Here is a 14,152-nt window from a genome sequence, read left to right as displayed (position 1 = left end):
CCAGGCCCCGGCACCCTTCCGCAAAGGCCCGGAATTGCCTAATCCACAACCCGCGGGGCCCCGCCACGCCCGGCCCTGGATGAGGATTCCGCGTTGAGCGACACGTCACCCCCGCCCGGCGACCCGAACGGGACGCAAGGCCCGCCCCAAGGACCGGATGGGCCGCAGAGCGCCGCAGGCGGCCCGAACGAATACGCACCGATCGGACTCGAGGAGGAGATGCGCCGCTCCTACCTCGATTACGCCATGTCGGTCATCGTCTCCCGCGCCTTGCCGGATGCGCGGGACGGGCTGAAGCCCGTGCATCGCCGCATCCTGTTCAGCATGAACGAGAACGGCTTCGCGCCGGACAAGCCGCACCGGAAATCGGCCCGCGTGGTCGGCGACGTGATGGGTAAGTACCACCCGCATGGCGACAGCAGCATCTACGACGCGCTGGTCCGGATGGCGCAGCCCTTCGCGATGCGGGTGCCGCTGATCGACGGCCAGGGCAATTTCGGGTCCATGGATGGCGATCCGGCGGCGGCGATGCGCTACACGGAAGCCCGCCTGGCCCGTGCCGCGACCGCGCTGCTGGAGGGAATCGACGAGGACACCGTCGATTTCCAGGCGAACTACGACGAATCGGCCAGCGAGCCGAAGGTGCTGCCCGCCGCCTTCCCGAACCTGCTGGTGAACGGCGCCGGCGGCATCGCCGTCGGCATGGCGACCAACATTCCGCCGCATAATCCGGGGGAGGTGATCGACGCCACCCTTGCGATGATCGCCGACCCGGCGATCAGCCTCGAAGACCTTATGAAGATCATGCCCGGCCCGGATTTCCCGACCGGCGGGCTGATCCTCGGCCGGTCCGGCATCCGCAGCGCCTTCGAGACGGGGCGCGGATCGATCCCGCTGCGGGCGCGGGCGACGATCGAGGATATGCGCGGCGGCCGGTCCATGATCGTGGTCACGGAGATCCCGTACCAGGTCAACAAATCGACGCTGATCGAGAAGATCGCGGAGTTGGTTCGCGCCAAGGCGATCGAGGGCATCTCGGACCTGCGCGATGAATCGGACCGCGACGGGCTCCGGATCGTTGTTGAGCTGAAGAAGGATGCGACGCCGGAGGTGGTGCTGAACCACCTGTACCGCTTCACCCAGCTGCAGACCTCCTTCCCGGTCAATTTCGTGGCGCTGGACGAGGGCCGTCCGCGGCAGATGGCGCTGCGCGATGCGCTGATGGCCTTCATCAAGTTCCGCGAGGAGGTCATCCTCCGCCGGTCGCGCTTCCGCCTGGCCAAGGCGCGCGAACGCGGCCACCAGTTGATCGGCCTCGCCATCGCGGTGGCGAATATCGATGCGGTCATCGCGCTGATCCGCGCCGCGCCGGATGCGGCGACGGCGCGCGCGCAGTTGATGGCGCGGGACTGGCCAGCGGCCGATGTGGCGCCGCTGCTCGCGCTGGTCGATGACGAGCGCAACACGCTCGCCGATGACGGCACGGTGCGGCTGACCGAGGACCAGGCCCGCGGCATCCTGGAGCTGCGCCTGCAGCGCCTGACCGGGCTGGAGCGGGAGAAGATCAACGCCGAGCTGAACGACGTGGCCGGCACCATCACCTATCTGCTCGAGATCCTGTCCTCCCGCCCCCGGCGGCTGGAGCTGATGGGGCAGGAGCTGGTGGCGGTGCGGGCGCAGGTCGCCGTGCCGCGGATGACCGAGATCCTCGACGGCGTCGCCGACCAGGATGATGAAAGCCTGATCGAGCCGGGCACCATGGTGGTGACGCTGACGCGCGATGGCTACGTCAAGCGCACCGGCCTCGATGTGTTCCGCAGCCAGCATCGCGGCGGCCGCGGCCGCAGCGGCGCGGCGACGCGGGAAGATGACATCGTCCTGCGCAGCTTCGTGGCACACACCCATCAATGGGTGCTGTTCTTCACCTCCCGCGGCATCGCCTTCCGCGAGAAGATCTGGCAGCTGCCGGAAGGTGGCGCAACGGGCCGCGGCCGCAGCCTGCGCCAGGTTCTGCAATTGCAGGATGGCGAGCAGGTGACGGCGGTGCTGCCGCTGCCGCAGGATGAATCGCTGTGGGAGAATCTGCACCTGGTCTTCGCCACCGCGCAGGGCAATGTCCGCCGCAACAAGCTGTCCGACTTCAAGAATGTCCGCGCCGTCGGCCTGATCGCGATGAAGCTGGATGAGGGCGACAGCCTGATCGGCGTTGCCACCTGCCGCGAGGGTGATGACGTGATGCTGGCGACCCGCAATGGCCGCTGCATCCGCTTCCAGGCGGAGACCGATACGCTGCGGGTCTTTGCCGGCCGCGATTCCAGCGGCGTGCGCGGCATCCGCCTGCTGAATGGGGATAGGGTGATCTCACTGGCCGTGCTGCGCCATGTGGAAGGCACGCAGCCCGAATTCCGCGCCTATCTCCGCGCCGCCGCACAGCGCCGCCGGCAGAATGGCGAGGCGGATGCGGAAGCCGAGAACGAGGCGGCCGATTCCGTCGCTGCCGAGGAGGCCGAGGAGGGTGGCGAGGTCGTCACCCTGACGCCGGAGCGCGAGGCCGAATTGGCGGATGCCGAGCAGTTCATCCTGGCGGTGACGGAAAAGGGCTTCGGCAAGCGCAGCTCGGCCTATGAATACCGCCTCACCGGCCGCGGCGGCCAGGGCATCCGCGCCATTGGCTTCGACGCCAAATGGCGCACGGGGCGGGAGGTTGTGGCCACCTTCACCGTACAGTCGGGCGACGACCTGCTGCTGGTGACGGATGGCGGCAAGCTGATCCGCACCCCGGCGGACCAGGTTCGCATCACCGGGCGCAGCGCCATGGGCGTGCGGATTGCGCGGCCGGATGCGGAGGAACGCGTGACCTCCTGCTTCCCCGTGGTGGATGACGAGGCACCGGCGCAGGCTGGCGTCGAAGGCGCCGCCGCCGAGACCGGCGCGGTCGGCATGATGGAGCCCGGCAGCGATGTCTGAGAAGCGCATCGGCATCTATCCCGGCACCTTCGACCCGGTGACCAACGGCCATCTGGACGTGATTGCCCGCGCCGCGCGGCTGGTGGACCGGCTGGTGGTCGGCGTTGCCATCAACTCCGGCAAGGGACCACTGTTCTCGCTGGATGAGCGGGTGGAACTGGTGAAGGCGGAGACCGACACCATCTCCGCCCAGGCCGGTTCCGAGATCCTCGTGGTGCCCTTCACCGGGCTGCTGGTGGATTTCGCCCGCCAGTCGCAGGCACGGATGATCATCCGCGGCCTGCGGGCGGTGTCCGACTTCGACTATGAATTCCAGATGGCCGGCATGAACCACCGCCTGGCACCGGATGTGGAAACCGTGTTCCTGATGGCGAGTGAAACGAACCAGTTCATCTCCTCGCGCTTTGTGAAGGAGGTCGCGACGCTGGGTGGCGACGTCACCTCCTTCGTCCCGAAGCTGACGCTGGAGCGCACGCTGGTGCGCGTGCGAAACCGCAAGGAAGCCGCAGAATGACAGCTCCAGCCCTGCTCCGCCGCAGCCTGCTCGGCGCCGGCCTGGTTGCCCCCGCTCTCGCCATGCCGATGCTGGCCACCCGCCCGGTTCAGGCGCAACCGCAGACGGACCCCGAGAACACCCTGTTCCTGGAACTGAAGGATGGCCGCGTCACCATCCAACTGCTGCCAGAACTGGCGCCGCGCCATGTCGAGCGGATCAAGCTGCTGACGCGCCGCGGCTTCTACGACAACACGCCGTTCCATCGCGTGATCGAGGGCTTCATGGCGCAGGGTGGCGATCCCACCGGCACCGGCACCGGCGGGTCCGACCTGCCGAACCTGCCGGCGGAATTCACCCCGCCGAACCGCGCCCGCTTCCTGCGCGGCACCTGCGGCATGGCGCGCACCAGCGCGCCGAACACGGCCAACAGCCAGTTCTTCATCATGTTCGCGCCGGCACCGAATCTCGATGGCCAATACACCATCTGGGGCCGCGTCGTGGCGGGGATGGAGGCGGTGGACAAGATCAAGCGCGGGCAGGGGCCCTCCGGCCAGGTGCCGCAGCCGCCCGACCGCATCCGTGCCATGCGCGTCGCAGCAGATGCGCGCTGACAACGACAATCTCCGAAGGACCAAGACAGATGAGCGCTTCCCTCGCGCCTGAAAACACCCTGCTGCTGGAACTGGACAGCGGCGTGGTGACCATCGAGCTTCTGCCGGAACTGGCGCCGCAGCATGTCGAGCGCATCAAGGCGCTGGCCACCGCCGGCTTCTATGACGGCACGCCCTTCCACCGTGTGATCGACGGCTTCATGGCGCAGGGCGGCGACCCGACCGGCACCGGCACCGGCGGTTCCGAACATCCGGACCTGCCGGCCGAGTTCAGCCCGCCGGCCAAGGCGAAGTTCGCGCGCGGCGTTTGCGGCATGGCGCGCACCAACAACCCGAACAGCGCCAACAGCCAGTTCTTCATCATGTTCGCGCCGGCGCCGAGCCTGGACGGCCAGTACACCATCTGGGGCCGCGTCGTGGACGGCATGGACCTGGTGGACAAGATCAAGCGCGGCCAGGGCCCGAACGGCATTGCGCGTGAGCCGGACCGCGTGAAGTCCATGCGCGTCGGCACCGCCGCCGCCGCCAGCCCGGCCGAGGGGGTTGACAGCACCCCCGCTGCCGACGCCTAACACGCTCCTCGCGCGCCCGGTTTCCGGGCGCGCATCCCCCGAGCCCGTAGCTCAGCCGGTAGAGCACGTGACTTTTAATCATGGGGTCGTGGGTTCGAGTCCCACCGGGCTCACCATCACATGCCAGGCGCCTGTTGCGCGGCATCGGCCAGTTCTCGGCCATCTGTGTCCAGCACCTGTTCGACCGCCTCGGTGAAGGCGGCGGCAAGCCGTGACTGCGGGTGGTGCACCTGGGTCATCAGCGTGACCGGCAGGCGCAGCACCGGGCGAAACGGGCGCCAGCCCAGCCCGGCCAGGCCAATGTGCCGGATGAAGCTGTCCACCACCGCCACGCCGCCGCCTTGCAGAACATGCCCGGCCGCCACCACGCTCATCGTCACCTGCAACACGGTATCCCGCTTCAGCCCCGCAGCCTCGAAGGCCTGGTCGAGCATGATGCCGAAATAGGTCTCCGAGCCGAAGGAGATCAGCGGATACGGCACAAGGTCCGCCGGCGTCACCGCGGGCAGCGCCAGCAGCGGATGGCCGAGCGGCGCGATGCAGATCATCTCCGGCGCGCTCAGGCTGCGCACGGCGAGGCCCGGCAGTTGCACCGGGGACAGCGCCAGGCCGAAATCCACCTCGCCCGCGATCACCGCCTCCGCCACGTTGCGTGCTGGCAGCAGGTGGGATGACAGCCGCACCGCCGGGTGGCTGCGGCGGAAGCGCGCCGCGGCCATCGGCAGCAGCGCCGTGGCGCAGGTGGAGGAAGCGGCGACGCGCACCAACCCCGCGCCGCCCGTCCGCACCTCCCCGGTCAGACGCTGGAAGGCGGCCAGGTCGCGAATGATGCGGTCGGCATCCGGCAGCAGGCGCTCGGCCTCTGGCGTCGGGTAGAGGCGGCCCTTGATCGGGCGCAGCAGCTTGAAGCCCAGCCGGCGCTCCGCCAGCTGCATCGCCTTGCTGACGGCGGGCTGGGAGATACCGAGGAAGCTGGCGGCGCCGGTCACCGTGCCGCTGCGCATCACCGCGTGGAAGATCTCAAGCTGCCGCGCATTCATCCGCCACGCCCTCCGGCCATCCCATAACCCAGGGTTATGCCCTTGCGGCGCCTTCTCGGTCGACCCCGGCGTGGCGGGCGCCATACTGGGCGGCGTCAGCAGCAGGCGGAGCAGTGTTCGGATGGGTCACCGCGTGGGCGTCGATATCGGCGGCACCTTCATCGATTTCTGCCTGTGGGATGAGACGACCGAGGTGCTGCACAGCCTCAAGGTCCTCACCACGCCGGACACGCCGGGCGCGGAATTGCTGCGCGGGCTGGATCTGCTGGAGGAACGCCACGGCGTGCGCCCGCAGGACATCACCGGCTTCGTCCACGGCACCACCGTCGGCATCAACACCGTCATCCAGCGCAAGGGCGCCAGGCTGGCGCTGATCACCACGGAGCGCTTCGAGGATGTGATCGAGCTGGCCCGACTGCGGATGCCGGAGGCCTACAGCCTGTTCTCCCGCCGCGGCGCGCCGCTGGTGCCGCGCGACCGCATCTTCGGCATCCGCGAACGCATCCTGGCCGATGGCAGCGTCGAGGCGCCGCTGGATGTGGCGAGCCTGGAGGCCGCCGTGGCCAAGGCGCGGGCCAAGGGCGTGGAGGGCATCATCGTCTCCCTGCTCAACGCCTATCGCAACCCGGCACATGAGGAACAGGCCGTCGCCCTGGTGCGCGAGCTGGCGCCGGAGCTTTTCGTCTTCCGCTCCAGCGAGGTCTGGCCGGTGATCCGCGAATACGAACGCACCACCACGGCGCTGATCAACGGCTACGTCCATCCGCGCATCCGCGACTATCTCGACCGGCTGATCGAGGGCCTGCGCGGCCGTGGCGTAACGGCGCAGCCGCTGGTGACGAAATCCAATGGCGGCATCATGGCGGCCGAACTCGGCAAGACCGCCTGCGTCGGCATGGTGCTGTCCGGCACCGCCTCCGGCGTCATGGGTGCGGCCTGGGTGGCGCGGGAGGCGGGGGAGCCCAATGTCATCACCCTGGATATCGGCGGCACCAGCGCCGATGTGGCGCTGATCATCGAAGGCCAGCCGCAATTCGGCCTCGGCGAGAAGATCGGCGACCTGCCGCTGTACATCCCGAGCGTCGCGGTTTCCTCGATCGGTGACGGCGGTGGTTCGATCGCCTGGGTCGATGGCTTCGGCGTACTGAAGGTGGGGCCGGAGAGCGCCGGCTCGACGCCCGGGCCGGCCTGCTACGGGCGCGGCGGCACGCGGCCCACCATCACGGATGCCTTCGCCGCCTGCGGTTTCCTCGGCCAGCACGACCTCGCCTATGGCGCCTTCCGTCCGGACGTGACGCTGGCCCGCCAGGCCATCGCGACGCTGGCGGAGCCGATGGGCCTCGGTGTGGAGCAGACGGCGGAGGCGATCATCCGCATCGCGCTGTCCGGCATGTTCGCCGAGGTGAACAAGATGGTCGCGCGCTACGGCATCGACCCGCGCGACTTCGCGCTGCTGACCTTCGGTGGTGCCGGGCCGATGATGGGCTGCTTCCTGGCGCGCGAGCTTGGCATGGCGCGCGTGCTGATCCCGGCGCGGCCTGGCGTGGTCAGCGCGCTCGGCGGGCTGGTCGCGGAGCGCATGGCCGCGGCGGTGGAGAATGCGCTGGCCGACCCGGCGATCGCCGCCCGCTTCGTGGAGATGGGCACCCCCGGGATGCCGGGCTGGACGCCGGAACGCTTCGCTCGCTACGTGGCGGAGGAGGTGGTGACCTGGGCACCACTCGTGCGAGCCTCCGGCGCCTCGGTGGAATAGCGGGCCGCGACGGGCGCGGCCGCGACCTGGCCGGTCGCAGCGCGGGCTGAGCGGCCCGCGCCTTGACCGGCCTGGTTCAGGGCCTGGCTATGTCACCTTCTTGTAGACGGTGAGGCCCAGCACGAACAGGATGATGGCAATCACCACTGCCAGCCAGAACAGGATCCTGGCGATATCCATGAACGCGCCGGCGAGGCCGCCGAAGCCGAGCAGCGCGAGCACGAGTGCCACGACTGCGAAAATGATGGCCCACTTGATCATTGGTGCTTCCTTCGCATGACAGGAAGCAACTGAACGACGGCAATCTGCCAAAGTTCGGCCGCAAACTTTGCTGGCGAATTTTGGCCGCATGGCTGCGCCCGGCCCATCAGCGCGGCGGCGCCTCCAGGTTATTCGGATCCAACCCCATGGCGGAGGCGGTGACCGGCGTGAGCTGTCCGGTCACCTGCAGGGAACGGCTCTGCTGGAACCGCTCGATCGCCGTCTGGGTGGCAGGGCCCCAAAGGCCGTCGATACCACCCTCATAGAAGCCCAGCGTCCGGAGCCGCGTCTGGATGTTGCGCACCACCCGCTCGCTGAGCACCTCCGTCGAGGCGGGCGGTGTGCGGCTGGCGGGCAACAGCTCGGCCGGGTTCACACCGAGTGTGGCGGCCGTCGCCTGGTTCATCTCGCCCGTCACCTGGAGCCCGCGGCCCTGCTGGAAGCGTTCCAGCGCGGTGCGGCTCGCCGGGCCCCAGATGCCATCCACGGCGCCGTCATAGGCGCCGGCCCGGCGCAGAGCCTCCTGCACCTTCGTCACCGCCTCCCGCTCCAGCGGCTGGGCGTAGGTCAGCGTTGCCGCGGGCTGTGCCAGGCTCAATCCCGGCGCCAGGGCGAGCTGGGTTCCCAGCAACAGCCCGAACGCAATTCCGTGCATCTTCATGGTGCCACCCTCCGTTCCGCGGCATGAACACCGCGGAACGGGAAGGGTTCACCGGCAGGTGGCTGCCGTGCTCAAGCGCCGGCGATTAATCTTCGCGCCCCAAGCGCCGGCGATTGATCTACGCGCCTCAAGCGCCGGCGGTTGATCTACGCGCCTCAAGCGCCGGCAGGCTGGACCTCCGTGTAGGGCAGGCGCTTGACCCGATCCATGTTCATGCCCTCGATCCGCAGCAGCCGGGTGGGGCCATCGCGGCGCGGTGCGTGCAATGCGCCCGGCTCATACAGATACGCATCGCCCGGGCGCAGCGTGTAGTCGCGGGTGCGGACCGCCTTGCCGGACTTCAGCCCCTCGGGCCGCGCCAGGCAGTCGAAGTCGGTCATCACCGTCTCACCGGCCGCCTGGCCGTAGATGGCCCAGGACGGGCCGTGGTCGTGCGGCGGGCCGGATTTGGCGTCGGTATAGGCATGCGCCAGCACGGTGAAGCCGAGTTCCGGGTCCTCATACAGCACGTGCCGCTCCGGCGTTCCCTCCGGGATATTGGCGGCAACGAAGCCGGGGTCCTTCAGTGCTTCGCGCACCAGGGCGCAGACCTTTTCCCGCCCGGCCTGACCGGGCTGGCCCGCCAAAGCGGATTTGCATTGTGCGGTGAAGTCTTCGAGCGTCAGAGCCATGTCGCGGCCTCCCTGTTCACGAGGAGAATCTTCTCCCGCCCCGCTGCGCTGTCAATCGCCGCGTGCCGCCTGCATGCGGGCCAGCCGGTCCCGCACCGCCGGCGGCGACAGCAACGAGACGCTGACCGCAAGCGCATCGCCCAGCAACAGCGGCGCCAGGCGGGACAGCCGGGCTGCCTGTGGTTCCGGCGCATCGGGCAGCGGGCAGGGCAGCAGCAGTGTCGCGGCGGCGGCCAGGGGCGTATGGGGCGGGGCGAGGGCGATGACCGTGGCGCCCGCTTCGGCCGCCTGCTTCGCCAGGGCCACCATGGCTGGCGCCCGGCCGGTGCCGCACAGGCAGATCGCCACGGCATCGCCATCCAGCGCGGCCGCGGCCATCGCCTGCATCTGCGGGTCGTGCCGCGCCGCCACACCGCGGCAGAGGCCGAACAGGCTGAAGGCGAGGTCCTGCGCCAGGGCGGCGGATGCGCCACAGCCCCAGATCTCCACCCGCGCCGCGCGCAGCAGGGCGAGTGCGGCGCGTTCGATGGCCGCGCGATCCAGGCTGGCCCGCAGCGCCGCCAGCACCTCCCCGGCGCCATCCAGCACGGCCTCCGCCACGCGCGGCAGCGGCATGTCGGGCGTGATCGCATGCCGCGCGGGGCCGGCCGCAGCCTCGCCACGCGCCAGCGCCAGGCGGAGGTCGGCGAAGCCCTTCAGGCCGAGGCTGCGGCAGAAACGGATGACGGTGGGCTCCGAGACGCCGGCGCTGCGGGCCAGGCCCGCCAGGTTCGCGCCCATCGCGCCCTCGGGGTCCGCGGCGACCAGCTCCGCCACCTTGCGCTCGGCCGGGCTCAGCCGGTCGAGGATCTCGGCGATTCGCGCGCGCATCGGCCCTCCACCAAAGCCTGCGCTGCTACGCGCGGGGGCCGGGCGCGGCAAGGCTCAGCCGGCGCGGGTCATCGCCTCCGCCGTCTGCTGCAGGCGCAGCGCGGCGTCGCGGGCCAGCGCGGTGTCCTCGGCCGCCTCATGCAGGCGTTCCTTCAGCGCCTGGGCGCTGTCGCCAAGCCCGTTCACGGCGGTGCCGAGCGCGGCCAGCTCGGCGCGGAACAGGGCAATCGCCTCCCGCTGCTCGGCCAGCGCGGCATCGAGGTTGCGCAGCGCCACGCGCAGGCGGCGTTCATTGGAGTTGGGGAAGGTCACGATGTCGCCGGAGGCGAGGAATTCGGTTTCGAGCATGGGGGCCTCCGGTCCGGGAAATGGTTGACGGGAGCTTAACAAGTCCAATTCCTGAGACAAGAGAAATAATTCATTAACGAATTTCACCGAACCGCGAGAGAGGCCAATGCAAGGCACGCCGCCGCACCCACCGAGAGCACCCACCGCAACCGCAGGTAGCCCACCGGGACCAGACCGGCCCGCGCCGCCAGCGATTCCGCGGCCGCCGTCACCAGCATGGCGACCGCCAGCAAAGCGAGGCCCGGCCGCAGCGGCAGCAGCAGCGCCACCCAGCCCACACGCTGCGGCACCACGCCCAGCAGGAACCGGCCGGGGCCGGGTGCGGGTGCTGCCAAAGCGAGGCCCCAATGCACCGCGCCGAGGAAGGCCAGGATGGTGGCGCCATAGGCCGCCAGCGCCCACCCACCCCAGGGCAGCCCGGCCAGGATGGCGCCCGCCAGCGTCAGGAAGGGCACCAGCCCGGCCAGGCCAAGCCAGAAGGCGGGAATCGGAAGCCCGGGGATCATGTGCTGCATCATCCGCATCTCGGCGCGCTCGGCGGCAGGGGAAGCCCCCGCTTGTTTCATCCAGAAGCGCCGGGCGCTACACCCGGCGGTGAACCGCGTCGAGGGACCCGCGCATCATGGCCACCGGTCTCGAAATCCTGCTGATTGTGCTGCTCGTGCTGGTGAATGGCCTGTTCGCCATGAGCGAGCTGGCCATCGTCTCCTCCCGCCGCGCGCGGCTCGGCGCGCTGCTGCGGCGCGGCCACCCCGGGGCGGCCGCGGCGCAGGCGCTGGCCGACAACCCGCAGCAATTCCTGCCCACCGTGCAGGTGGGCATCACCCTGGTGGGCATTCTCGCCGGCGCCTTCGGTGGCGCGCGGCTGTCGCAGACGCTGGGCGAATGGCTTGCCGAAGTCCCGGCGATCGGCGTGCTGGGGCCGCAGATCGCCTTTGCCCTGGTCGTGGTGGCCATCACCTATCTCAGCCTGATCCTGGGTGAGCTGGTGCCGAAGCAGATTGCGCTGCGGAACCCGGAGCGGGTGGCCGTGGTCGTCTCCCGCCCCCTGACCAGGCTCGCGCAGTGGACCGCACCCGTCATCTGGCTGCTCTCCACCTCCTCCGGCTTCGTGCTGCGGCTGTTCGGCAAGCATGACATCAGCGCCAACCAGGTGACGGAGGAGGAGGTGAAGGCGGTGGTCGCCGAGGGCGCCACCTCCGGCGCCATCGAGCGCGAGGAGCGGCAGATGATCGAGCGTGTGCTGCGCCTGGCGGACAAGCCGGTGCGCGCCCTGATGACGCCGCGCAACGAGCTGGAATGGCTGGACCGCACCGCGCCGGCCGAGGATGTGGTGGCCCGCCTGCGTGCTTCCTCCGTCACCCGTTTCGTCGTCGCCGATGGGCGTGTGGACAATGTGGTGGGGGTGGTCGCCGCCAAGGATTTGCTGGACCAGATGCTGGAGGGGGCGCCGATGTCGGTGGCCCGCGCCATGCGCCAGGCCCGTGTGCTGCCGGATACGCTTTCGGCGCTGGATGCGCTGGAACGGCTGCGCGGGGACCCGATCGGCATGGCCCTGGTGATGGATGAGTATGGCAGCTTCGAGGGGGTGGTCACCGCATCCGACCTGCTGGAGGCGATCGTCGGCGAACTCGGCACCCCGCATCACGATTCCAGCCACCCGGCCGTGGTGCGCCATGATGGCAGCCTGCTGCTGGAGGGGATGATGCCGTCGGACGAGTTGAAATCCCGCCTGGAACTGCCCGACCTGCCGCAGGAAGGCACCTACCACACCGTCGCCGGCCTGATGCTGGCGCTGCTGCAGCGCGTGCCGAAGGAGGGTGACCGGATTTCCTGGGCCGGCTGGCGCTTCGAGATTGTCGACATGGATGGCCGCCGCGTGGACAAGGTGCTGGCGGCGAAGGAAGAGCTGCCGAGCTTCTAGTGGCCTCAGGCGCCGGGCGTGTCGGGGCGGGTGCCCCGACCCGGCGGCTTGGCCGCCACATTGGCGGCGGCGGCCGCGCGCCCGCCGATGGCAGGCGCAGGTTGCGCGATGACCCCCCCCGGTCCCGGTCCTACTTCCCGTTGGCATGCGCCTTGGCGATGGGCGCGATGAATTGCGGCTCCGTGTCCCAGGGGAACAGGATCCAGGTGTCCTGGGACACTTCGGTGATGAAGGTATCGACGGTGGGGTTGCCGGCGGGCTTGGCATAGACCGTCGCGAAATGCGCCTTCGGCAGCATGGCGCGCACCAGACGGGCCGTGGTGCCGGTATCGACCAGGTCGTCGATCAGCAACCAGCCCTCGCCGCCGGACTCCATCGCGGCGGCGGGGGGCTTCACCACCTGCGGCTCGCCGCGGTGTTCCTCGTCATAGGTCACCACGGAGACGGTCTCGATCAGCCGGCAATCCAGTTCGCGGGCAATGATCGCGGCCGGGATCAGGCCGCCGCGCGTGATGGCGACCATGCCTTTCCACGGGCCACGCTCCACCAGCCGCCAGGCCAGGGCCTTGGCGTCGCGGTGCAACTGGTCCCAGGTCACCGTGTAGTAGCGCGGCGCCATTTTCTCGTATCCTGCGGGCAGAGGTTCGTCAGAAAAGCCTGCCGCCGTTTAGACCCATCGGGTCCGGCGTCAAAAGAGCTTGCCACCGTCCGGCACCTTCAGGTCCGGCTTCAGCAGCACCACGGCCCCATTCTCATCAGGCACGCCGAGCACCAGCACCTCGCTGTCGAAGCCTGCGATGCGGCGGGGCGGGAAGTTGACCACTGCCATCACCTGACGGCCGATCAGCCGCTCGGTGTTGTAGTGGACGGTGAGCTGGGCGGAGGATTTTTTCACCCCCAGATCGCCGCCAAAATCCACCCAGAGCTGGAGGGATGGCTTGCGGGCTTCGGGGAAGGGTTGCGCGTCGATGATCGTGCCGACGCGGATATCAACCTTCTCGAATTCGTCGAAGGAGATGGGGTCCATGGCTATCCCTAACCTGTGCGGCGGGCGTGGGGAAGGGCAGAGGCGCCACCCTTGCACGATCGGGGCGTCCGGCGCATGGGCTTTGACCATCGCTGTCCCATGGGCCTGGCCCATCGCTGTCCCATGGGCCTGGCCCATCCCTGTCCAAGGAGGTTCCAAGAATGTTGCCCAGCACCCCCAGCTTCCGCCTGGATGGGCTTCGCGCCCTGGTCACCGGCGCCAGCAAGGGCATCGGCCGCGCCGGCGCCGTGGCGTTGGCCAGCGCCGGGGCGGAGGTGGTCCTGGCCGCTCGCAGCCTGGATGAGCTGGAGGAAACCGCGACCGCCCTCAGCGAGGCCGGCCACGCCGCCCGCGCCGCGCAGCTGGATGTGACGGACCGGGAGGCGGTGCGCGCGCTGGTCGAAGCCTCCGGCCCCTTCGACATCCTGTTGAACAATGCCGGCACCAATATCCGCGAACCCTTCCTGGAGGTGCCCGATTCCTCGGTGGACCGGCTGCTGGACCTCAATATCCGCGCCATGTTCACCGTGGCGCAGGCGGTGGCGAAGGGCATGGTCGAACAGGGCAGGGGCGGGGCGATCATCAACCTGTCCTCGGTCAATGGTCATGTCGCGGGCGCCAACCGCACCGTCTACACGGCGACCAAGCACGCGATCGAGGGTCTGACCAAGGCGATGGCCTTCGAACTCGGCCCGAAGGGCATCCGGGTGAATGCCGTGGCGCCGGGCTTTGTCGAGACGCCGCTGACCAAGGCCTTCCTGGCGGATGAGAAAGTCCGCACCAGCCAGATCCGCCGCATGCCGCTCGGGCGGATCATGACGGTGGAGGACATCACGGGCGCCATCGTCTTCCTGGCCAGCCCGGCCAGCGCCATGGTCACCGGCACCAGCCTGGTGATCGATGGCGGATTCCTGACCCAATAAGCGGATGACGCGCGGCGCGGTCGGGTTG

At 69.4% G+C, this 14,152-nt stretch carries 16 protein-coding genes and 1 tRNA gene; 8 read left to right on the top strand and 9 right to left on the bottom strand.

Annotated elements, in window-relative coordinates; genetic code table 11:
- The first annotated feature begins 201 nt into the window (after positions 1 to 201).
- The 5 genes from gyrA (at position 202) to Q8S40_RS12770 (ending at position 4,762) form a co-directional block, all read left to right on the top strand.
- The gene (gyrA, locus tag Q8S40_RS12790; RefSeq protein ID WP_305670756.1) at positions 202 to 2,967 is read left to right on the top strand and encodes a DNA gyrase subunit A; all 2,766 of its coding nucleotides are present in this window, start codon (positions 202 to 204) and stop codon (positions 2,965 to 2,967) included.
- Positions 2,960 to 3,481: a pantetheine-phosphate adenylyltransferase gene (coaD, locus tag Q8S40_RS12785; protein WP_305670707.1), complete on the top strand. Its 522-nt coding sequence runs from the start codon at positions 2,960 to 2,962 to the stop codon at positions 3,479 to 3,481. The genes gyrA and coaD overlap by 8 nt, the downstream gene beginning before the upstream one ends.
- Complete coding sequence (locus Q8S40_RS12780; protein ID WP_371136834.1) at positions 3,478 to 4,074, top strand: peptidylprolyl isomerase; 597 nt, start codon at positions 3,478 to 3,480, stop codon at positions 4,072 to 4,074. The genes coaD and Q8S40_RS12780 overlap by 4 nt, the downstream gene beginning before the upstream one ends.
- Positions 4,075 to 4,103: 29 nt before the next feature.
- Positions 4,104 to 4,646: a peptidylprolyl isomerase gene (locus Q8S40_RS12775; RefSeq protein ID WP_304815733.1), complete on the top strand. Its 543-nt coding sequence runs from the start codon at positions 4,104 to 4,106 to the stop codon at positions 4,644 to 4,646.
- A 40-nt stretch (positions 4,647 to 4,686) separates the two neighbouring features.
- Positions 4,687 to 4,762 (top strand) — tRNA-Lys (locus tag Q8S40_RS12770).
- Here the strand turns inward: Q8S40_RS12770 and Q8S40_RS12765 are convergent.
- The gene (locus tag Q8S40_RS12765) at positions 4,763 to 5,686 is read right to left on the bottom strand and encodes a LysR family transcriptional regulator (RefSeq protein WP_304815731.1); all 924 of its coding nucleotides are present in this window, start codon (positions 5,684 to 5,686) and stop codon (positions 4,763 to 4,765) included.
- 121 nt (positions 5,687 to 5,807) lie between these two features.
- On the opposite strand from Q8S40_RS12765, the gene Q8S40_RS12760 reads away from it, so the two are divergent.
- Complete coding sequence (locus tag Q8S40_RS12760; RefSeq protein ID WP_305670706.1) at positions 5,808 to 7,439, top strand: hydantoinase/oxoprolinase family protein; 1,632 nt, start codon at positions 5,808 to 5,810, stop codon at positions 7,437 to 7,439.
- A gap of 87 nt (positions 7,440 to 7,526) precedes the next feature.
- On the opposite strand, the gene Q8S40_RS12755 is transcribed toward Q8S40_RS12760, so the two are convergent.
- The 6 genes from Q8S40_RS12755 to Q8S40_RS12730 form a co-directional block, all read right to left on the bottom strand.
- Positions 7,527 to 7,700 carry a DUF1328 domain-containing protein gene (locus tag Q8S40_RS12755; protein ID WP_304815724.1) on the bottom strand — a complete coding sequence of 58 codons (174 nt, stop codon included), beginning with the start codon at positions 7,698 to 7,700 and terminating at the stop codon, positions 7,527 to 7,529.
- A 106-nt stretch (positions 7,701 to 7,806) separates the two neighbouring features.
- Entirely contained in the window at positions 7,807 to 8,361 is a 555-nt protein-coding gene (locus Q8S40_RS12750; protein WP_305670705.1) for a peptidoglycan-binding protein, read from the bottom strand.
- 155 nt (positions 8,362 to 8,516) lie between these two features.
- Positions 8,517 to 9,032, bottom strand: coding sequence for a hypothetical protein (locus Q8S40_RS12745; protein ID WP_304815720.1), 516 nt, complete (start codon positions 9,030 to 9,032; stop codon positions 8,517 to 8,519).
- Between the two features lie 51 nt (positions 9,033 to 9,083).
- Positions 9,084 to 9,902, bottom strand: coding sequence for a MurR/RpiR family transcriptional regulator (locus tag Q8S40_RS12740; protein ID WP_305670704.1), 819 nt, complete (start codon positions 9,900 to 9,902; stop codon positions 9,084 to 9,086).
- Between the two features lie 54 nt (positions 9,903 to 9,956).
- Positions 9,957 to 10,250: a hypothetical protein gene (locus tag Q8S40_RS12735; protein ID WP_305670703.1), complete on the bottom strand. Its 294-nt coding sequence runs from the start codon at positions 10,248 to 10,250 to the stop codon at positions 9,957 to 9,959.
- A gap of 83 nt (positions 10,251 to 10,333) precedes the next feature.
- The gene (locus Q8S40_RS12730; RefSeq protein WP_305670702.1) at positions 10,334 to 10,756 is read right to left on the bottom strand and encodes a DUF3429 domain-containing protein; all 423 of its coding nucleotides are present in this window, start codon (positions 10,754 to 10,756) and stop codon (positions 10,334 to 10,336) included.
- A 116-nt stretch (positions 10,757 to 10,872) separates the two neighbouring features.
- Between Q8S40_RS12730 and Q8S40_RS12725 the strand changes: the two genes are divergently transcribed.
- Positions 10,873 to 12,174, top strand: a complete 1,302-nt coding sequence (locus Q8S40_RS12725) for a hemolysin family protein (RefSeq protein ID WP_304815715.1) — start codon at positions 10,873 to 10,875, stop codon at positions 12,172 to 12,174.
- A gap of 130 nt (positions 12,175 to 12,304) precedes the next feature.
- Here Q8S40_RS12725 and gpt read toward each other — a convergent pair whose 3' ends face one another.
- Together gpt and Q8S40_RS12715 are read right to left on the bottom strand one after the other, a co-directional pair.
- Complete coding sequence (gene gpt, locus Q8S40_RS12720; RefSeq protein WP_304815713.1) at positions 12,305 to 12,793, bottom strand: xanthine phosphoribosyltransferase; 489 nt, start codon at positions 12,791 to 12,793, stop codon at positions 12,305 to 12,307.
- Between the two features lie 69 nt (positions 12,794 to 12,862).
- Positions 12,863 to 13,201, bottom strand: coding sequence for a tRNA-binding protein (locus Q8S40_RS12715; protein ID WP_304815712.1), 339 nt, complete (start codon positions 13,199 to 13,201; stop codon positions 12,863 to 12,865).
- A 161-nt stretch (positions 13,202 to 13,362) separates the two neighbouring features.
- Here Q8S40_RS12715 and Q8S40_RS12710 point away from each other — a divergent pair, with 161 nt between their 5' ends.
- Positions 13,363 to 14,124, top strand: coding sequence for an SDR family NAD(P)-dependent oxidoreductase (locus tag Q8S40_RS12710; RefSeq protein ID WP_305670701.1), 762 nt, complete (start codon positions 13,363 to 13,365; stop codon positions 14,122 to 14,124).
- Positions 14,125 to 14,152 lie beyond the last annotated feature (28 nt).

Origin of the sequence: Falsiroseomonas sp., assembly GCF_030695085.1 — a bacterium.
Lineage (GTDB): Bacteria > Pseudomonadota > Alphaproteobacteria > Acetobacterales > Acetobacteraceae > Falsiroseomonas.
The sequence above is the reverse complement of the archived record's forward strand: the minus strand, read 5'-3'. Positions and strand labels throughout refer to the sequence as shown.